This window comes from Accumulibacter sp., assembly GCF_031732815.1.
GTDB lineage: Bacteria > Pseudomonadota > Gammaproteobacteria > Burkholderiales > Rhodocyclaceae > Accumulibacter.
The window spans coordinates 1-17641 of record NZ_JAVMKF010000254.1 but is presented as its reverse complement, the minus strand read 5'-3'; the positions used below and the strand labels follow the sequence as shown (position 1 = coordinate 17641).

The window sequence follows — 17641 nt, the reverse complement described above, 5'->3', positions numbered from 1 at the left end:
AAAATCGTCGCCGGCGGGTGGTCGCCTCGGGGCGAGGCGCTCTGGGGTGGTTGCTTCACAATGCCGAGAGTACCCGTGAAGCGCGAGCGCGCCGCTGGGGACGACGACGTTCGGCTCCGGATTCTCAGCCTCGCACCCATGTGACTTCCAAGCGCGGAGGCCCTCTTCCGTCTCACCGCATCTCGAAGGCTTCCTGGTGGAATCTGAACCGACGGTGTCCGCTACGCCCGAGTTCATGTTTGAGCTTTTCTGCCAAACCTTGCGGCCCGCAATACCAGATCTCGGACCGGCACGAGCCAGCCTGCGCAGCGGCGACATCGGCAGCGGTCAATATTTCACCCTGATTTTCATCCTGATCGGCGCCATGAATGTGCAGCCGGATGCCAGGCAACGCGGCGCAAGCTGTCTCGAGACGGGCGACAAACGGATCATTGCGTCGATCACGGGTGCAGTAGTGGAGATCTGCGGAAACCGGGCTCGACGTCTGTTGCAAGGCATCCAGCCAGGCGAGGAAGGGCGTTACTCCGATCCCGCCGGCAATCCAGATTTGTCTGGCGCTCGAATCATGACGGGCCATGTCGAAGCGTCCATAAGGCCCTTCGACGTTGATGGCTTGACCGACCTCCAGTCGCTTGCCCAGGGTTCGGGTGTAGTCACCGAGCGCCTTGATCTGGAAACTCATGCTTCGATCACCGCGATCGGAAGTGGCGATCGTGAATGGGTGCGCCCCCTCTTTCTCGTCGAAGGTAATGAATGCAAACTGACCAGGGTGATGGCCAGGCCATTTGTTGTCGAGCTGGCAACTGACGGTAAGCACATCCGGGGCAGCTTGGTCGATGGCTGTCACGGTCCCGCTAGCACGGCGTACCCTCCCGATGCGGCCGAGCAGAGAGCAGAGAGCGCCATAGATCCCGCCAACGCCAAGCAAAGCGATGAGAATGCCGAGCGGCTGGGTCCAGTAATCAGTCGGAGCGAGCATGGCGGCATGGAGCACCAGCATCAGATAGAGCACCGGCATGGCCTGATGCACTACCCGCCAGGTCTTATAGGGAAACCGCTTCCATAAGGTGATGACCAGCATCACCAGCACGAGATAGAACGCCCACTCCCCGAGGTCCTTCGCCAGGTCGCGCATCACTTCCAGGAAGCCGGTAAATTGCTCCTTGGGTATGCGGCCTTCGCGTCCGACCATCGCCTTGAGAATGTCTCCGACGACTTCCTCGACCAGCCAGTGCACGATGGCAAAGCTCACCGCGAGAATTCCGGACCATTTATGCGTCCGATAGACTCGATCCATCCCGCCCAGCGGGGTTTCGAGCCAGGCGGGACGTGTGGACAAGAACATCGCCAGCGACATCAAAGCGATCGACAGCAGACCACTCAGATAGAGCGCTTCCTGCCGGATTACCCATGGCAGCGTGCCGCGACTGGTGCCACCCGTGGCAAGTACGTCCACTCCCCAGGCCAGAGTGACGATGGCGAGTAGAGAACCGAGCAAGATTTTCATGTCAGAACTCCTGATGGGTCATTTTCCGGAGGCAGGTTGAATGGCTCCCGTTTGGGGCAAGTCGTCTCGGCAGCGTCGTTCGTTGCACTCAGCGGAATTCCGCTGTCTGCTACTGGCATGGCCACCGTCGTATTTGACATGCTTGGCGTCACGCTGCCGCTGGTCGATGATATCGCCCGTTTGCGGATGCACATACAGCTTGATCCGCCGGCCCGCCTGGTCGGTGGCCTTGACCTCATAGCTGCCGCTTTCACGTTCGATCTTCTCGATATTCCGATAGCCGGCAGATTCCAGTCTGGTGTGCACCTCGGTGATCGACAGCCATCTCGCCTTGTCGGTATTGGCAGAGCGCACATCCTGGGAATGGCTCGAAATGGAGAAGAAAGCAGTGGCAAGCAGTACAGTGATGGCTGATGGTCGCATGGTGAAATCCTCCTGCTCAGGAAAATGTCTGAAATAGTCATTCTTCGTAATAACCTTGTTCTGCTGCGGTATGGCAGGCGACACAGTTCGCTTTGCTGCGCACGTCCTTGTGGCGCCACTCCCACTCGGGAACCTTGCGATGTTCGCTCACCCACTTGGGCAATTGAGTGATGCGCTGCGGAGCAGCTCCGGCGACAACGCCTTTGAGCAATTTGCTGCTGTAGCGCTGGCCAGCGGCATCACCCGCATTGGCAACGAGATAGCTCCTGATCTTCTCCGCGGTGGCCGGATCGAGGCTGGCGTTATCGCCGAAATGATTGTCCAGCTCGCCCATCATGCGTTGCCAGGATCGTGCCGGGAGCATCGAGGGGGGAAAGGCTAGATGGCAGCCGCCACACTCCTCCTTGACAAGCGGATCGGCTACCGGGGAAAAGAAATGGCGGTCACCGGCCTGAGCACGGGCCAAAATAAGGGCAGAGAAGGCCAGGGTCACGAGGCCGATGGCAAGCGGGCGTTGGGGAATTCGCACGGGGGTCTCCTTCTGTCGTCGGCGGTCAGAAACCGCGGAAATAGGGTGGCGAAGAGCGCGGGACAGCATGCCTGCAGACGTGAAGAGGTCCCGCGCCGAGTCGTGCCGCAGCGTACCGGTCGCTCTGCCGCATCAAGGGTTTGCCATGCGGGTCTGGTGGCCCGCCCTTGACCCGGCTCCAGGTCGGTAATTCTCGTGGCGGATTGCTTGGCGGCAGCAGATTCCCGCGCGCTTTGGCTGCTCTTGACATCGTTCCAATTGAACTACTGATTCATCACGAAGGTGAGCCAGTCACCCTTCTCCTGTGGGCTACATTCGCGTCCCAATACCTCGGTACAATTGCGCTTGAACCACTTTTCGACCTTGGCGGGATCGGTATAGCGCGCCGGCGTCACCGACACGGCAAGCGGTTCGATCGTCTTGCCGCTCGGCGCCCGTCCGGCACCCCGGGTGTCCTTGCCGTGACAGGTGGTACAGGAGGGTGTGTCCGGCTTCCCACCCGAAAAGCTTTGCGTATGCAAGGCTTGGCCGCGTGCTGCGGAAAAACCCCTGGCGTTTGCGGCTGCCGCATACTGGGCGAGCAGGTCTTCGCGAGGACCGGCAAAGGTGGCGGTGCTGAGTATCATGACAGCAATTCCTGAGGTGACGACCAGCCTGTTCTTCATGCGTTTCTCCTGGCGGTTAGCGAACTGTGGTGCGCACTTTGCGCCACCCCGCCTGAATCAATGCTGAATGGCCTGTTCATCCTGCGTTCAGGCGCGATGCGCTAAAAGATCAGGCGGGAAAACCGCGGAGTTGAAGATGTCGTCGAAAATCATCGTCCAATCGCGCCGCACCCTGACAGGCTTGCTCAGCTCGCTGATGCTGACCATGTTGGGCACGGGAGTCAGTTGCGCGGCCGATAGCCCCGACCATGAGCGTGCCCGCCAAGCCGTCGAGGCGGGGGACGTGCTCCCCTTGCGCACGATTCTTGATCGGGTCGAGCGTGACTATCCAGGGCAGGTCATGGAGGTTGAACTCGAGCGCGAAAAGGGTGAGTGGGTTTATGAAGTGAAGTTATTGCGCAAGGGAGGCGCCTTGATCAAGCTGAAGATTCTCGCTCGCGACGGGGCCATCCTCGGTTTCAAGGAAAAGAACGACAAGCTACATCGCCAAGGAGAATCTCGCTGATGCGTATTCTGGTCGTCGAAGATGAGCTGACTTTGGCTAGCCAACTTGTCGAAGGCATCCGGTCGCTGCACTATGTCGTCGATGTCGCACACAACGGGGTCGACGGCCACTTCATGGGGGAGACTGAAGCTTACGACGCGATCGTGCTCGACATTGGCCTGCCGCAGATGGATGGCATCACGGTACTGAAAAAATGGCGTGCGGCGGGGCGTACCTTGCCGGTCTTGATCCTCACCGCGCGCGACACTTGGCGAGAGAAAGTGGCCGGCATCGATGCCGGTGCAGACGACTATCTGACCAAGCCGTTTCACATGGAAGAACTGCTGGCGAGGCTCCGGGCGCTTATTCGCCGTGCCGGTGGTCATGCCAGTACCGAGCTGGTTTGTGGTCCGCTGACACTGGATACGCGCAGTGGCCGTGTGAGTGTGGACGGAACTGCCTTGACGTTGACCAGCCATGAATACCGCGTGCTGGCCTACCTGATGCACCACCCGGGTGAAATCGTTTCCCGAGCGGAACTGACTGAACATATTTACGCTCAGGACTTCGATCGCGACTCGAATACGGTCGAAGTATTCATCGCGCGCTTGCGCAAGAAATTGCCGCCGGGCCTGATCGAGACCGTGCGCGGATTAGGCTACCGACTCAACAAAGCGCAATGAAGTTCGCTCTCTTGCGTAACTCGCTGCGTTTGCGTCTCCTGGTCGGGACGCTTGTCTGGATCGTCATTTCGATCCTGCTTGCAGGCTGGGGGCTTGGCCGACTTTTTCATCAGCACGTCGAAGCCCAGTTCGATGCGGAACTAAAGAATCATCTGGATCAACTTACGGGCCAACTGGTTCTCGATGATCAGAATGCGGTCCAGGTACGACTGGTTCCGAGTGACCCGCGCCTCAATAAACCCCTGTCCGGCCTGTATTGGCAAATAGACCGGATTGCTGCAGCGGGTGAAGTACCCGTCAAGGCGGTGTTGCGTTCTCGCTCACTGTGGGACGAAACATTGGCCGTGCCAGCCGATACCCCTGCGGACGGAGAAATCCATCGGCATCGGATTGAAGGCCGGCCAGGGGTTGCTCTCAGAGTGCTGGAGCGTACCGTCACCATTGACACGCAGTCCCTGAGGTTGTTCGTTGCGGCTGATGAAACTCTGATGACAGGACCTGTCGCCGACTTGAAAGATCATCTCTGGTTGGCATTGGGCATACTGGGAATGGGATTGACGTTCGCTGCCTCAATGCAAGTATTCGCCGGGCTTGCCCCACTGCGCAGCATGCAGGATGCCCTGGGGCGCGTCAGGAACGGAGATGCGCGAAACATGGAAGGCACCTTCCCAAGCGAGATCATGCCGCTGGTGATTGAGTTCAATACGGTGCTGGCGCAGAACGCCGAAGTGGTCGAGCGTGCTCGAACACAAGCGGGTAACCTTGCCCATGCGCTGAAAACACCGCTGAGTGTCATCGCCAATGCCGCCAATTCTTCGCAGACACGAGATGACGACTTGGCACGTCTGGTCGCATCGCAAGTAGACACGGTGCGCAAGCACCTTGATTATCACCTCAGCCGGGCACAAGCCGCCGGATCGGGACAAGTTCCGGGCATGCGTACCGCCGTTGAACCGGTCATCCGCGGACTGGTACGGGTGATGCATCGGGTGCATGCAGACCGCCAGGTCGAAATCGTATTGTTTCCTGATCCAGCCAATCGGGTATTTCGTGGCGAAGAACAGGATTTGCAGGAAATGCTGGGGAATTTGATCGATAACGCGTCGAAGTGGGCGAGATCACGGATCGAGATTCAAATCTCTGAGGAATCCGGCAGAGTTTGTGTGCGCATCGATGATGACGGAAAGGGGATCGCCGAGAGCGAACGCGAGCATGTGCTGAAACGGGGTGCGCGCGCCGACGAGCAGGTACCCGGTACGGGGTTGGGGCTTGCCATAACCGCCGATTTGGCGCGAATGTACGGTGGTGATCTGGTGTTGGCCAAATCTTCATTGGGCGGGCTTCAAGCCTCGTTGATACTGCCGGCGTCGTGATTCGGGTACCGTGGTCACTGGCGGACCAAGGGTGCGGTTCCTGCCTGCAGAGCATGACCACGGCGCAGGGCGAGCACTCGATCTGGACAGGTTTATCGTGTCAAACGCCTGAAGCTTAGTGCACGGTGCATACCATGCACGGGTCGAACGAGCGGACGACATGCTGGACGCTGAGCGGTGCGCTTTCGCCGGGCTCGACGGGCAGGCCGACAAGGGCCTGTTCGAGGGCGCCGGGCACCTGCTGGGCGTCGCGCGGCGAGAAGTTCCAGGTGGTCGGGGCGATGATCTGATAGGCGGCGATGCGGCCGCGCTCGATGCGCAGCCAGTGGCCGAGCGCGCCGCGTGCGGCTTCGACCAGGCCGCTGCCGCTTGCCTGGTCGGGCGGGCGCCACTGGTGGCAGAAAGGCTCGCCCGGGGTCAGTGCTTGCACCCAGTTTTCCATCGCCGGGACGAGCAGGGCGACTTCCAGCAGGCGGGCGACGACGCGCGCCAGGACGCTGCCGCCGGTGGTTGCGACCAGCGCACGGACGAGCGGCTGGCCGGCGACCATCTGGCGGGCGAGCGCGCCGGTTTCGACGACCTGGCCGGCGTAGCGTGGTGCCTTGCACCAGGTGTAGGCCGTCGGTTTGTCGGTCAGTTCGCCGAGCAGCGGCCGGGTTTCGCCGTGCGCCGGGTGTTGTGCCGTATCGCCGAGCAGCCAGGCGTGCGCGACGTCTTCGCTGATCTGCTCTTCGTCGAAGGCTTGCCGGGTGCCGCGCCAGAAGACGCCGCGCGCGAACAGGTGGGGCGCTGCGGTGCTGGCGGAATTGCCGGTTCGGTCGGGCAGCCGCGCGGCTGCGCCTGGTGCTTGCGGATACGCGCCGTAACTGAGGAAGTTGTCGCTCGCGCGTCCGAGCCGGGCCAGGTCGAGATCGTCGGCAATGCGCAGGAAGCGCGCCAGGTCTCCGGCGCGGTCCTTGGCCCAGGCGGCGAGTTCTTCGGGGCGCCGCAGTGCGCCGACGTTTTCCAGCGAATCGGCGAAGACGACGCTGCTCAGAAAGCCGCGAAAATCGCGCAGGAGGGCGAGCAGACGGATCTTTTCGGTTGCCGTCGCGGCGCGGGTCGTTCCGCCGGGCTGCAGGGCGAGGCTGTGCGGCCACTTGCCGGCGAGGTAGCCGAGGATGCGAAGCAGTTCGGCGCGTGCTGGCAGAAACTCGCGCAGGGCGTCGCCGCTGCTTGCCTTGAAGCGTTGTTCGGTGGCCGCGTGCCAGGCGCGGCGGCGATACGCGGGGCGCGCGAAGTCCGGCATGAAGTAGAGGTAGAAGTGCGTCAGGTGATCGGCCAGGTTTTCGCAGGCGAGGATCAGATTGCTCGCCAGGCGGCCGTTTTCCGGCGCTGCGAGGCCGCTGGCGGCGGCCAGCGCGGCGGCGGCGGCGGCCGATTGCGCCACCGAGCAGATGCCGCAGATGCGCGGAACGACGACCAGCGCGTCGAGCGGGTGGCGGGTGAGCATCAGGTGTTCGAAGCCGCGGTAGAGCGGCGAACAGACTTCCGCCGAGGCGACCTGACCGTCGGCGACTTCCAGGTGGACTTCGAGATCGCCTTCGACGCGGTTGAACGGGCCGATCGTCAGGCGGGTCATTTCTTGCCGTTCTTGCGCATGCCGGGGGCGATCAGCGGGTGGTCGGAACGCGAGTTCTCGCGCACGCGTGTCGGGGTCGCCGATTTCGACAGCGCGGCGAGGGCGACGAACCAGGCTTTCGGCATGTCCACCGGCAGACCGGTCGGGATGCCGGCGATCTTCGGCGTTTCCATGAACGGGTGGCCCGGTTCTTCGAAGGAGGGTTCGGTGCAGGAGATGCAGGCAAAGCCGCCGCGCAGGCACGAGCCGACGCCGTGCCACAGGCGCAGGTTGCAGTCGGCGTTCGCCTGGGTTCCCTTGCAGCCCATGTTTTCCATCAGGCAGCCGAGGTCGGAAAGCTTTTGCGCACTCGCCTTGAATTCATAGAACTCGTTGCGCGGACAACCGTGATGAACGAGCTGTTCGGTGTAGAAGCGTGGCCGCTGCCAGGCGTCGAGGTCGCCAGCGTGCAGGGCATCGGCGGCGAGCAGGAGCAGCGTGTCGACGATCCAGCCGGGGTGTGTCGGGCAGCCGGCGACGTTGATCACCGGCAGTCCTGAGCGGGCGCGGAAATCGGCGCCGAGCAGACCGCCTTCCTGATCGCCGTCGAACTGTAGCCCGCAGGCTTCGCCGATGTTGTCGCCGCCGGAAACGATCCCGCCGTAGGCGCTGCACGTGCCGATGGCGAGGACGTGCCGGGCGTGCCCGGCAAGCTGCGCGACCCAGTCGATCAGCGGGCGGCCGGCGAGCATCTGGAAGCGCCCGCTGCCGTTCGGACCCCGCAGCAGCGCGCCTTCGACGCACAGGAGGTCGATCGGCAGGCGGGCGTCGGCGGCGGCCTGCAGCAGTTCGATCGTCTCGTTGCCGCTCGCTTCGGACAAGCCGGGGTGGGTGACGAATTCGATGCCGCCGGCGGCCAGTTGGGCGAGTACGCCGCTGCGCGCTTCGGCGCCGAGCAGCGACTGCGTGCAGCCACCGCAACCTGCGGCTTGCAGCCAGAGGAGTTTCATCAACGTTCCAGTCCGTAGCGCAGCAACTTGTTGCGCAGGCCGACGCGCGACAGGCCGAGGGCGCTGGCAGTGCGCGACTTGTTCCAGTGGTGGCGAATCAGCGCTTCCTTGAGGACACGCGCTTCCAGTTCGGCCATCCGCTCCTTCAGTGCGCCGTCGGCAGCGCCCGCTTCGCGCCGCTCGTCTGCCGTCGGATCGAGTGCCGGCGTGCGCAGAATGCGCGCGGCGAGCAATTCGGCGCCCAGACGAGGCGAGTCGGCCAGGGCGAGCATGCGCAGGATTTCGTTCTGCAGTTCGCGCACGTTGCCTGGCCAGCGGTAGGCAGTCAGGCAGGCGAGGGCTTCGCTGGTAAACCCGTCGACCGGCTTGCCCAGCGCTTTCCCGCTCGCGGCGAGCAGGCGCGCGGCGAGCAGCGGGATATCTTGTGCGCGCTCGCGCAGTGCCGGGACTTGCAGGGTGACGGTCGCCAGCCGATAGTAGAGGTCTTCACGAAAGCTTCCGGCGCGAACGTCGGCTTCCAGGTCGTGGTGCGTCGCGGCGACGACGCGCACATCGACCGAATGCGGGCGCGCCGCGCCGAGCGGGCGGAACTCGCCTTCCTGCAGGACGCGCAGCAGCTTGACCTGGAAAACCGCGCTGGTATCGCCGATCTCGTCGAGGAAGATGGTGCCGCCGTCGGCCTGTTGGAAACGGCCGGTGCGGTCCTCGTAGGCGCCGGTGAAGGCGCCGCGCTTGTAGCCGAAGAGTTCAGCTTCAAGCAACTGGTCGGGCAGCGCGCCGCAGTGTTCGACGACGAAGGCCTTGTCGGCGCGCCGGCTGCAGTAGTGGATGGCGCGCGCGATCATTTCCTTGCCGGTGCCCGATTCGCCGCTGATCAGCACGGACAGATCGTAGGGGGCGATCTTTTCGACCAACGCGCAGACCGCGTTGAGCGGGCTGTCGGGCGTGCGGATCAGGCTGTTCAGGCCGAAACTGCGCCGCGCGTGCTCGCTCTTCTGTTCGACGCGGCGCGCCAGCACCGGCTCGGCGGCGCGCAGTTCGACCGACAGGCGCTGGTTCTCCTGCTGCAGGCGATGGACGTTCGCCGCCGTCTGCAGGGTGAGCAGCAACTGCTCGGGCTGCCAGGGTTTGAGCAGGTACTGGTAGATTCCCGCTTCATTGACGCCGGCGATGATGTCTTCGGCGTCGGTGTAGCCGGAAAGGATGATGCGCAGCGTATCGGGCCATTGGCTGCGCACCGCTTTCAGGAACTCGACGCCGGTAGTTCCCGGCATGCGTTGATCGCAGACGATGATCTGCACCCATTCGCTTTCCATGACGCGCTGCGCCTGTTCGGCGTCGCTCGCGGTGAATACCGTGAAGTCGTCTTCCAGCGTGCGGCGCAGCGCTTCCTGCGAACGAATCTCGTCGTCGACGACGAGCACCGTTGGTGGGCGCGTTTTCGCCGTCTGGTTCACTGCGGGACGGTCCACGCGAGATCGCGGTGGACAGCCAGGTGGCGCGGCGTCCACGAGTGTGGCGTCTGGAACACGAAGTGGTAACGGGCGACGTGGTAGCTCGGGTCGAAGCCGTAGAAGTTGCGCTGCATTTCGGCGAGTTCTTCGGCGCGGTAGGCGGCGAGCGGCTTGCTGGCCTCGTCCGCTTGTCGGCGTGCGCGCTTTTCCTGCAGGCGCCGGGGCAGTTCGGGGTGAGCTGCCGCGGCGGCAGCGCGGCGCATCACAGCCTGACGGAAGGCGGGCGCATCGGCGCTCAGGCTGGCATCGAGAAAACCGCTCGCCACGCCCGCGGCAGAGCTCATCGGCCGGCGTTCGTGCAGCATGGCGCGCGCCGCTTCGCTCCCGACGCGCCGGGGCAGCACATAGGTCCAGAACTCAGAGCCGTAGAGGTTGCCCATGTTGCGGTAGTGCGGGTTGAGAACGATTCCGGCGCGCGCCCAGACGAGGTCGGCCGCGCGCGCCAGGAAGCAGCCGCCGGCGGCGCAGTTGCCCTGCAAGGCGGCGATCGTCAGGTGGTTCTCGCTGCGCAGGATCGCTTCGGCCAGGTCGTCGAGCGCGTTGATGTTGGCCCATGACTCGTCGGCCGGCGAGTCGGCGGCTTCGATCTGCTGCAGGTGAATGCCGTTCGACCAGAAGTCCCGGCCACCGAAAAGGACGATGACCCGGGTCGGCCGCCGACAGGCCCAGGCGTAGGCGGCGAGCAGGCGGCGACATTGGCGCGTGCTCATCGCGCCATTGTAGAAGTTGAAGTGCAGGCAGCCGACGGCATCTGCTTCCTCGTAGCAGATGTCCTGCCAGGTGCGCCCGGCGGGCGTCAGGCCGGCCCACTGCGCATCTTCCGCGGCAGCATCGGGCGTGCTGGCAGCGCTGCCGTGCGCCGCGGCGACGAACGGCGCCTCGGGCAGCGCGGCGAGTTCTGCGGCGAAGACCTGCGCTGCCGGCAGCTTGACCGGGACCGCCGCGTCCGGGCAGCGTACGTGGCCGATCCAGACGGCTCCATCGGCGGTGGCGCGCAGGATCGCGGTTTCGCGCCAGGCGATCACCTCGCCGGGCGGGCCGCGCAGCGTGTCCTCGGGCCAGGCGTCGTAGAGTCGGCAGGGGCGCCCGAAAAGTTCGTCGGCGACGCCCGGAAAACCATCCGCCGCATGCAGACGGGCGAGAACCTGGGCGCTGGTTGCCGTCTGCCAGTCAATCGCCCGGTCGGTTTGCCGCATCAGCGGTCGTCGGCAGCCGCGCGGCGAGCAGACGACTTCGGCGAGCGGACACGGCGTGCAGCCGCCCTCGGCAAAACGCTCGACGGCGGCGAGCACGGCGCGGCTGGCCGCGGCGCCGACTTCCTCGCGATACACGCTGGACTTGCGCGCCGCGCGCAGCGGGAAGTTCTCGCTCGCCCAGATTGGTCCGCCGTCGAGTTCACCGGTCGCCTGCAGTACGTTGACGCCCCAGGTCGGCTCGCCGTTCTGGATGGCCCAGTCGAGCGCCGACGGACCCTGATCGCCAACGATTCCCGGATGCACGACGAAGCAGGTGTGCGCTTGCCAGATCGAGGCCGGAATCGCCCGCCGCAGGTAGGGCGCGATGATCAGGTGCGGACGAAACAGCGCGACGGCCTCTTCGCTCACCGCGTCGCTGATGTCGTACTCGACCGACATCTGGTGGCCGCGCTCGGCGAGCTCGCAGTAGAGGCGCTGGCTCAGGCTGTTGAAACTGTGGCAGAGGAGGAGGATGCGCATCGCTCGGCAATCGTATCGTTCCCGGAATGTTCCTGTCCTGGCCGACGGAGGAGGGCCCGCCCGTCGTGCGGTCATCTTATGTGAGTGGCGCCGCAGACGTCAAACCGGCTACCCCGCGTCGGCCTAGACGCCTGAACGGCCGCTGCGTCGTATGGGGGCAAACGACTGAATGGCGATGCCGTACTTGCTGGCGACCTTCTGGTAAACCTCGCGCGCGGCGAGCACGCGCGGGTTGCGCATGTCCTTGCTCTGCGCCAGCTCGAGGTAACGCAGACCGCGCTTGGCGAGCACCGGGTCCCAGCCTCTGCGGTCGAGCAGAGCAAAGACGGCTTTCGTCGCGTTGACCAGGAACTGCAGGTTAGGCACGCGTTCCGCCGCTTCCATCAACAGGCGTGCCGAGCCTTCCAGGTCGCCGCTGCGTGCAGCCAGGACACCCCGATTGTTCAGTTCGACGATTTCCCTTCCGACCTCGGCGAGCAGCGCCTGACCGTCCTGCTGTTTGCCGGTCTTGGCGTAGATGTCGCCGACCAGCGTGATCACGCTGCTGTTCTCGTGGTGCTCGGCTGCCACCTGGCGGGCGATCTGGTGCGCTGCTTCGTCGTTGCCGGTGGCCAGGCAGGCGTGCGTCAGATCGAGCGCCAGCTTCTCGGAAACCTGCGTGCTGGCGCCTTCGTCACGCAGCGCTTCGTGCAGCACGAGCGCCTGTTCAACCGCCGCGCGCGCCTTCGCCTGGTCGCCCTCCTTGCTCGCGCAGAGGCTTTCCATGATCAGCGCGGCCAGTTCTCCCGGCCGGTTGCCGCGCCAGTTGCGGCGCATTTCGTCGGTTACCCGGCGGGCGCCTTCGGTCGCCCCGCGTTCGAGCATCACGCGCGCCAGATTGGTGTAGTCGTCGATGCTCTTCAGCGACGAACCGCGGCGCCGTTCGATGACCTTGCCGTAGGCGCGTTCGGCCGTCGTCAGATCGTTGTTGCGCGTCGCCATGTCGCCGACCAGCCGCTGCCTGAGCGAATTGTTCGGCGAGATGGCAGCGGCTTGCTGAAGAACCTTCTGCGCCTCGCCCGGCTTGCCCAGCTCTTCGCGCACTTCGGCGAGGAAATCGTAGGCGGCGGTGAATTCCGGGTAATCGTCCACCAGTGACTGCGCGAAAACCTCCGCCTCGGCGAGTTGCTGCTGGCCGCGCAAGGCAATCGCCAGTCCCATGCGCGCCCACGGTAACGCGCGTTGGGCGAGCACCTGCTGATAGACGACCTGGGCTTCGCCATGCCGGCCGAGGCTATTCAGGATTTCGCCCTTGATGCGCAGCACGTCGAAATGGAAACCGCTCTCCAGCTTGCCCAGGCGTTCGCAAGCGGCCAGCGCGTTGACGAAGGCGCCGTTCTCCAGGTGCTCGTAGACCGCGGCAAAAAAGGTCTTCTTGTACAACGCGCGGGCCAGTCTGGCGTGCAGTTCGTCGGCCGTGAACGGCTTGATCAGATAGTCGTCGGGCGCCAGTTCGGCAATCGAAACGACGTTGTGGTAGGTGCGCTCGCCGGTGATCAGCATGAACACCGCCGATAGCGGGAGCAGGTGTTGCTGGCGCAGCTCCTCGAGCAGTTGGTGGCCGTCGCGCCCGTCTTCCAGCAGATAGTCGGAGAGAACGAGGTCGAAACGATGTGTCCTGACTTGGCGCAGCACTTCAGCGGAAGTGCTGGCGTTATGCACGGCGGTGATGCCGAGCGCAGCGAGCATCAGGCGCAGCGAACTGCGTGCATTCGGGTAACGGTCGACCAGCAGGGCCCGTTTGCGCGCCAGATCCTTGCTCAGTTTCTGCAACAGGTCGGCGGTCGTTTCGGGGGTATTCATCGATCATCACCTTACCCGAGGCGCGCCCGGCAGGCAAGCGCCGCGCGCCTTCGTTTGCGCTGGCGGTTGACAGGCCTCTCCAGGCCTTTATAATGCGCACTCGCTTCATGCGGGAGTAGCTCAGTTGGTAGAGCGATACCTTGCCAAGGTATAGGTCGAGAGTTCGAGACTCTTCTCCCGCTCCAGATTCTCCGCCAGACCAGCGACATGCCCGGTCGCGATTCAGCAGCACTATCCCAGGTGGTTGGCGGAGTCTGTCTTTCAAGTGAGTGCGGCGCGATAGCAAAGCGGTTATGCACCGGACTGCAAATCCGTGTAGGTGGGTTCGACTCCCGCTCGCGCCTCCAGTCAGCCAGGCAGCCAGCAGCGATCCGGCCAAAGCTGCCGGGTACGCATGCCTCACCAAGGGCCAGTCATGAGCCAGTCATCGTCCCCACCGGAGAAACGCAAGGCAGCCGCCGTCAAACGGTCGAGTTTGGCGGCAGCCGGCAAGGCGAAGCCGGCTGCGGCCGAGACTGACGAGCCCGGGCTGGTTGATCAGGTGTGCGCGATGGCCGGCCGCTTGCTCGACCTGAGCGCGGCGACCGGCGTTGCCGGACGCACGCTGCAGACCGCGGGCAAGGTCTCGCGCGCCTTGCGCGACGGTCAGCCGCTGGAAGCGGCGGGCGAGGTGCTGAAGGCGGTTCTGCCCAGCGTGCCGCAATCTGCCGCCTGGGCGAAGACCGGCGCGCTGCTGCGCTCGACGCGCGAGGCGGCGGGAATGACGATCGCCGAAGTCGGCGCGGCGATCAGGCTCGACGATCCGTCGCTGATCGAGGCGCTGGAGAACGGCCGGATGGCGCTCTCGTTCGAAGTGATTCTGCGCCTGGCTGCCGTTTTTGGCCGCAACGATCCGATCGGTTTCGTCATGCGCCTGACGCGCAGTTCAAACCCCGAGCTGTGGGAGAGCCTCGAAGCGCTCGGCGTCGGCAAGCTGATTCTGCAGACGGTGCGCGAACACCAGTTCGTCAATGTCTACCGCAGCAGCGACGATGCGCGCAGCCTGAGCGACGAGGAATTTGCCGAGATCCTGAGCTTTACCCAGGCGGCATTCGCCATGGCGATGGCCATGCGCGCCCGCCATCTGGTGCAGGGCGGGCAAGCCGGGACGCGCGCGGCGGATTGAGCGGGCGCCACGCGCGCCGCTCGAACACTCCGGAAGGGCTGCTCAATCGCCGCAGAACGGGTTGGTCCGCCGTTCGACGCCAATCGTCGAGATGGGTCCGTGCCCGGGAATGAACACCACGTCGTCGCCCAGCGGCCACAGGCGCGTGCGGATCGACGTGATCAGCGTGTCGTAGTCGCCTTTCGGGAAATCGGTACGGCCGATCGAGCCTTGAAAAAGCACGTCGCCGACGATCGCCAGACGACTGCGCTGGTCGAAGAAGACCACGTGCCCGGGGGTATGTCCAGGGCAGTGCAGAACGGCCAGCGTGACCTTGCCGAAAGTCACCTCGTCGTCCTGTTCCAGCCAGCGGTCGGGGGTGAATGCGCGCGCGCTGGCCAGACCGAACATCCGGCTTTGCTGCGGCATTCCATCAATCCAGAAGCGGTCTTCGCGTTGCGGTCCTTCGATCGGCAGCGACAGGCGGCTGGCCAGTTCGGCGACCGCGCCGGCATGATCGACATGGCCGTGTGTGACCAGGATCTTCTCGAGCGTGACGCCCTTGGCCTCGACTGCACGCAATATGCGGGAGACGTCGCCGCCCGGATCGACCAGCGCCGCTCGCTGCGTTTCCTCGCACCAGAGGAGGCTGCAGTTCTGCTCGAAAGGCGTGACCGGGATGATCTGGTATTTCATGGCTTGGCGGCTCGCCGGCGGCGGCGTGAAGGAGCGAGCGCGCAGTATAGCAGAGCGACGATTTCCGCCAGCCATTCGGCGGTTTGCCGATCGTCGACCGGTGACCGGGCCGGCGGCCGCCGGTCGGTCACCGACGCCCGGGCACCGGCGGGGCGCTTGCCGGGCGGCCGCTGGCCTACTTCAGCGCGCTGAGCGGCGCTCCGAAGTTGATGTGAAACACCTGGCCGTCGATGACCATTGCTGGCACCGACTGTACGCCGAGGGCTTCGGCTTCGCCGACGCGGCTGGTGTTTTCGCCGAGGTGGACGACCTCGACCTGGTAGCGGGCCGGATCGAGTGACCCGGCAAACTGCTGTTCGGCCGAAACGCAGACCGGGCAACCGGCGTGGAAGAAAATGGCTTGACTCATGATGAACTCCTTTGGCTAGGTGACGCGGTGGTGGGCAGACGAGTACGGCTTCGTCGTTTATGCATCGAGTCGATGCATAAACGACGATAACGCGGCTCGTGGCCACTTGTCAAGCAGTGCTTCGAGGCGATACATTACGCGGATGATTCCGGCCACTTTCGTTTTCGAGCGCCTGGCCGCGCTGATCCATCAACTGGTGCGCGAGGATGCCGCCCGTCACGGCCTGCTCCCGGTGCATCTGCAGGTGTTGAGCTATCTGGCGCAGGCCAATCGCTACAGCGACCTGCCGATCGCCGTTGCCGACTATCTGGGGATCACGCGCGGCACCGTTTCGCAGACCTTGAGCGTCCTCGAACGGCGTGGCCTGATCGTCCGCGAAGCCGATTCGCGGCACGGCAAGCGAATTCATCTGGTTCTCACGACAGCCGGCGAGGCCATCCTCGCGGCAAGCTGGCCGCGCCGCGTCGATCAGGCGCTGCGCGCTGCCGGCAACGACCCGGAGGTCTTCGCGGAGGACCTCCGGCGCGTTCTGGCGGCGCTGCAGAGACTCAATCGCTACCGCGTCTTCGGCCAGTGCCGGCAGTGCGCGCACTTCATCGACACCGGCGACGGCTATCGCTGCGGACTGACCGGTGAGACGTTAAGTTGCGCGCAGACGATCCGGGTGTGCCGCGAGTGGTCTGCGCCGGAGCCCGACGAGCCATCGTTTTCGCCAGGGGGGGGGCCTTGATCCGGCCGTCGCAACGAGCCGCCGCTAGGCGTCGCTACGCCCGCCTGCGCTGGCCGGCAGCGCATCGTGCGTACCGCTCGCGTCGGCTGGCTGACGGTTCCTGCCAGGTTCTGGCGTGAACACGCATCGCTTTCGTCCGAACCGGCTTTCACGATGAAACTCAGGGTCGCTACGTACAACATTCATAAGGGCGTCACCGGCATCCGCGGTCGGCCGCGCATCGCCGACGTGCGCCAGGCGCTGCAGGCGATCGATGCCGACATCGTCTTCCTGCAGGAGGTGCAGGACCGCAACGAGCGGCTGGCTCGCCATCCCGACCAGCCGCTGGGTACGCAGCTCAATTTCCTCGCCGGCAGCGCGTATCAGCACAGCGCCTACGGTATGAACGCCGCCTACCCGCACGGGCACCACGGCAACGCGATCCTTTCCCGGCATCGAATCGTCACCTCGAGTAACCATGACATTTCCGATCACCAGCTCGAGAAGCGTGGGTTGCTGCACGCGGTGACGCGTTGTGGTCGCGGTCGCGGGCGCGAGGTGCATCTGATCTGCGTCCACCTTGGTCTGATCAAGCGCAGCCGCCTGCGCCAGGGAAGCTATCTCGCCGACTTCGTCGAGCGCGAGGTCCCGGCGACGGCACCGCTGATCATTGGCGGCGACTTCAACGATTGGCAGCAGCGCGTGCACGAGATCCTGCACGCCCGCCTTGGCGTCGCCGAGGTCGGCGCGGCGGCGCCCGCCGCATCACCCAGTCCGGGTCTGCTCGACCGCCTGCTGGCGTGGCGCTCGGACGGCCGGATGCCGGCCGGCGTCGCGCGCACCTTCCCGAGCTTCGCTCCCTGGCTGACGCTGGACCGGATTTACGTGCGTGGCTTCCGCGTGCTCGACACACACGTCCCACAAGGCCTGGCCTGGGCGCGCTGCTCGGATCATGCGCCGCTCATCGCCGAGCTCGAAATGCTCGATGAAACGCGCGCTGCGCCGAGCGGCGAGGGCGCGCGTGCGCCGGCGGCGGGCTGAGCGCGTGCCGCTCGCGCCTCGCACTGTGCCAGCGAATTCGGTATAGTCCCGAGCCGTCCATGTCCAAGACGAATTCTTCCTGCAGGCGAAACGCAAATGCTCGAACCAGCCAGACTGACTGAGGCACGCGCTCAGGTGTCGTTTCCTTTCCCCTTCCCGATATGGCTGGCCGGTCGCCGAGGCTCGATGTGGATGGCCAGCGTATGAGTCGCGCGCAGAAAATCGGCGTCGTGTCGCTCGGTTGCCCGAAAGCGCTGGTCGATTCGGAACAGATTCTCACCCGCCTGCGCGCCGAAG

The 17641-nt window shown here is 64.6% G+C and carries 17 protein-coding genes and 2 tRNA genes; 8 read left to right on the top strand and 11 right to left on the bottom strand.

What is annotated here, in order from left to right; genetic code table 11:
* Nucleotides 1-172 precede the first annotated feature (172 nt).
* The 4 genes from RKP46_RS15275 to RKP46_RS15260 all read right to left on the bottom strand — a co-directional run bounded on the left by RKP46_RS15275 (nucleotide 173) and on the right by RKP46_RS15260 (nucleotide 3124).
* Entirely contained in the window at nucleotides 173-1507 is a 1335-nt protein-coding gene (locus RKP46_RS15275; RefSeq protein ID WP_311107427.1) for a ferric reductase-like transmembrane domain-containing protein, read from the bottom strand.
* Nucleotides 1508-1525: 18 nt separating this feature from the next.
* Nucleotides 1526-2014: a PepSY domain-containing protein gene (locus RKP46_RS15270; protein ID WP_311107426.1), complete on the bottom strand. Its 489-nt coding sequence runs from the start codon at nucleotides 2012-2014 to the stop codon at nucleotides 1526-1528.
* The gene (locus RKP46_RS15265; protein ID WP_311107425.1) at nucleotides 1968-2459 is read right to left on the bottom strand and encodes a diheme cytochrome c; all 492 of its coding nucleotides are present in this window, start codon (nucleotides 2457-2459) and stop codon (nucleotides 1968-1970) included. Before RKP46_RS15265 ends, RKP46_RS15270 begins: the two co-directional genes overlap by 47 nt.
* Before the next feature lie 263 nt (nucleotides 2460-2722).
* Nucleotides 2723-3124: a DUF1924 domain-containing protein gene (locus tag RKP46_RS15260; RefSeq protein ID WP_311107424.1), complete on the bottom strand. Its 402-nt coding sequence runs from the start codon at nucleotides 3122-3124 to the stop codon at nucleotides 2723-2725.
* A 136-nt stretch (nucleotides 3125-3260) separates the two neighbouring features.
* On the opposite strand from RKP46_RS15260, the gene RKP46_RS15255 reads away from it, so the two are divergent.
* The 3 genes from RKP46_RS15255 to RKP46_RS15245 are packed head-to-tail and all read left to right on the top strand — an operon-like array spanning nucleotide 3261 to nucleotide 5664.
* Entirely contained in the window at nucleotides 3261-3629 is a 369-nt protein-coding gene (locus tag RKP46_RS15255) for a PepSY domain-containing protein (RefSeq protein ID WP_409194156.1), read from the top strand.
* The gene (locus RKP46_RS15250; protein ID WP_311107423.1) at nucleotides 3629-4291 is read left to right on the top strand and encodes a response regulator transcription factor; all 663 of its coding nucleotides are present in this window, start codon (nucleotides 3629-3631) and stop codon (nucleotides 4289-4291) included. Before RKP46_RS15255 ends, RKP46_RS15250 begins: the two co-directional genes overlap by 1 nt.
* Nucleotides 4288-5664: a sensor histidine kinase gene (locus tag RKP46_RS15245; RefSeq protein ID WP_311107422.1), complete on the top strand. Its 1377-nt coding sequence runs from the start codon at nucleotides 4288-4290 to the stop codon at nucleotides 5662-5664. Before RKP46_RS15250 ends, RKP46_RS15245 begins: the two co-directional genes overlap by 4 nt.
* A 115-nt stretch (nucleotides 5665-5779) precedes the next feature.
* On the opposite strand, the gene RKP46_RS15240 is transcribed toward RKP46_RS15245, so the two are convergent.
* The 5 genes from RKP46_RS15240 to RKP46_RS15220 form a co-directional block, all read right to left on the bottom strand.
* A complete protein-coding gene (locus RKP46_RS15240) occupies nucleotides 5780-7285 on the bottom strand; it encodes a nickel-dependent hydrogenase large subunit (RefSeq protein WP_311107421.1) in 1506 nt (501 codons plus the stop codon).
* The gene (locus RKP46_RS15235) at nucleotides 7282-8274 is read right to left on the bottom strand and encodes a HupU protein (RefSeq protein WP_311107420.1); all 993 of its coding nucleotides are present in this window, start codon (nucleotides 8272-8274) and stop codon (nucleotides 7282-7284) included. The genes RKP46_RS15240 and RKP46_RS15235 overlap by 4 nt, the downstream gene beginning before the upstream one ends.
* Nucleotides 8274-9746 (bottom strand): sigma-54 dependent transcriptional regulator, encoded by a 1473-nt coding sequence (locus RKP46_RS15230; protein ID WP_311107419.1) that lies wholly within the window; start codon nucleotides 9744-9746, stop codon nucleotides 8274-8276. The genes RKP46_RS15235 and RKP46_RS15230 overlap by 1 nt, the downstream gene beginning before the upstream one ends.
* Complete coding sequence (locus tag RKP46_RS15225; RefSeq protein ID WP_311107418.1) at nucleotides 9728-11503, bottom strand: hydrogenase maturation protein; 1776 nt, start codon at nucleotides 11501-11503, stop codon at nucleotides 9728-9730. The genes RKP46_RS15230 and RKP46_RS15225 overlap by 19 nt, the downstream gene beginning before the upstream one ends.
* Before the next feature lie 123 nt (nucleotides 11504-11626).
* A complete protein-coding gene (locus RKP46_RS15220) occupies nucleotides 11627-13345 on the bottom strand; it encodes a response regulator (protein WP_311107417.1) in 1719 nt (572 codons plus the stop codon).
* A 109-nt stretch (nucleotides 13346-13454) separates the two neighbouring features.
* On the opposite strand from RKP46_RS15220, the gene RKP46_RS15215 reads away from it, so the two are divergent.
* The 3 genes from RKP46_RS15215 (at nucleotide 13455) to RKP46_RS15205 (ending at nucleotide 14510) form a co-directional block, all read left to right on the top strand.
* A tRNA-Gly gene (locus RKP46_RS15215) sits at nucleotides 13455-13530 on the top strand.
* Nucleotides 13531-13618: 88 nt separating this feature from the next.
* Nucleotides 13619-13692: transfer RNA gene (locus RKP46_RS15210), tRNA-Cys, on the top strand.
* Between the two features lie 68 nt (nucleotides 13693-13760).
* Complete coding sequence (locus tag RKP46_RS15205; protein ID WP_311107416.1) at nucleotides 13761-14510, top strand: helix-turn-helix transcriptional regulator; 750 nt, start codon at nucleotides 13761-13763, stop codon at nucleotides 14508-14510.
* A gap of 42 nt (nucleotides 14511-14552) precedes the next feature.
* Here RKP46_RS15205 and RKP46_RS15200 read toward each other — a convergent pair whose 3' ends face one another.
* On the bottom strand, nucleotides 14553-15185 hold the full coding sequence (locus tag RKP46_RS15200; RefSeq protein WP_311107415.1) for an MBL fold metallo-hydrolase: 633 nt from the start codon (nucleotides 15183-15185) through the stop codon (nucleotides 14553-14555).
* Between the two features lie 175 nt (nucleotides 15186-15360).
* A complete protein-coding gene (locus RKP46_RS15195) occupies nucleotides 15361-15594 on the bottom strand; it encodes a thioredoxin family protein (RefSeq protein WP_311107414.1) in 234 nt (77 codons plus the stop codon).
* 142 nt (nucleotides 15595-15736) lie between these two features.
* On the opposite strand from RKP46_RS15195, the gene RKP46_RS15190 reads away from it, so the two are divergent.
* Nucleotides 15737-16324, top strand: coding sequence for a MarR family winged helix-turn-helix transcriptional regulator (locus RKP46_RS15190; protein ID WP_311107413.1), 588 nt, complete (start codon nucleotides 15737-15739; stop codon nucleotides 16322-16324).
* Nucleotides 16325-16477: 153 nt separating this feature from the next.
* On the top strand, nucleotides 16478-17344 hold the full coding sequence (locus tag RKP46_RS15185; RefSeq protein WP_311107412.1) for an endonuclease/exonuclease/phosphatase family protein: 867 nt from the start codon (nucleotides 16478-16480) through the stop codon (nucleotides 17342-17344).
* Nucleotides 17345-17641: the final 297 nt, after the last annotated feature.

Excerpts from the sequence above, each read along its gene's own strand:
- RKP46_RS15275 (WP_311107427.1), bottom strand. The coding sequence starts at position 1,507 with ATGAAAATCTTGCTCGGTTCTCTACTCGCCATCGTCACTCTGGCCTGG.
- RKP46_RS15260 (WP_311107424.1), bottom strand. The coding sequence starts at position 3,124 with ATGAAGAACAGGCTGGTCGTCACCTCAGGAATTGCTGTCATGATACTC.
- RKP46_RS15255 (WP_409194156.1), top strand. The coding sequence starts at position 3,261 with ATGTCGTCGAAAATCATCGTCCAATCGCGCCGCACCCTGACAGGCTTG.
- RKP46_RS15250 (WP_311107423.1), top strand. The coding sequence starts at position 3,629 with ATGCGTATTCTGGTCGTCGAAGATGAGCTGACTTTGGCTAGCCAACTT.
- RKP46_RS15245 (WP_311107422.1), top strand. The coding sequence starts at position 4,288 with ATGAAGTTCGCTCTCTTGCGTAACTCGCTGCGTTTGCGTCTCCTGGTC.
- RKP46_RS15240 (WP_311107421.1), bottom strand. The coding sequence starts at position 7,285 with ATGACCCGCCTGACGATCGGCCCGTTCAACCGCGTCGAAGGCGATCTC.
- RKP46_RS15235 (WP_311107420.1), bottom strand. The coding sequence starts at position 8,274 with ATGAAACTCCTCTGGCTGCAAGCCGCAGGTTGCGGTGGCTGCACGCAG.
- RKP46_RS15225 (WP_311107418.1), bottom strand. The coding sequence starts at position 11,503 with ATGCGCATCCTCCTCCTCTGCCACAGTTTCAACAGCCTGAGCCAGCGC.
- RKP46_RS15220 (WP_311107417.1), bottom strand. The coding sequence starts at position 13,345 with ATGAATACCCCCGAAACGACCGCCGACCTGTTGCAGAAACTGAGCAAG.
- RKP46_RS15205 (WP_311107416.1), top strand. The coding sequence starts at position 13,761 with ATGAGCCAGTCATCGTCCCCACCGGAGAAACGCAAGGCAGCCGCCGTC.
- RKP46_RS15200 (WP_311107415.1), bottom strand. The coding sequence starts at position 15,185 with ATGAAATACCAGATCATCCCGGTCACGCCTTTCGAGCAGAACTGCAGC.
- RKP46_RS15195 (WP_311107414.1), bottom strand. The coding sequence starts at position 15,594 with ATGAGTCAAGCCATTTTCTTCCACGCCGGTTGCCCGGTCTGCGTTTCG.
- RKP46_RS15190 (WP_311107413.1), top strand. The coding sequence starts at position 15,737 with ATGATTCCGGCCACTTTCGTTTTCGAGCGCCTGGCCGCGCTGATCCAT.
- RKP46_RS15185 (WP_311107412.1), top strand. The coding sequence starts at position 16,478 with ATGAAACTCAGGGTCGCTACGTACAACATTCATAAGGGCGTCACCGGC.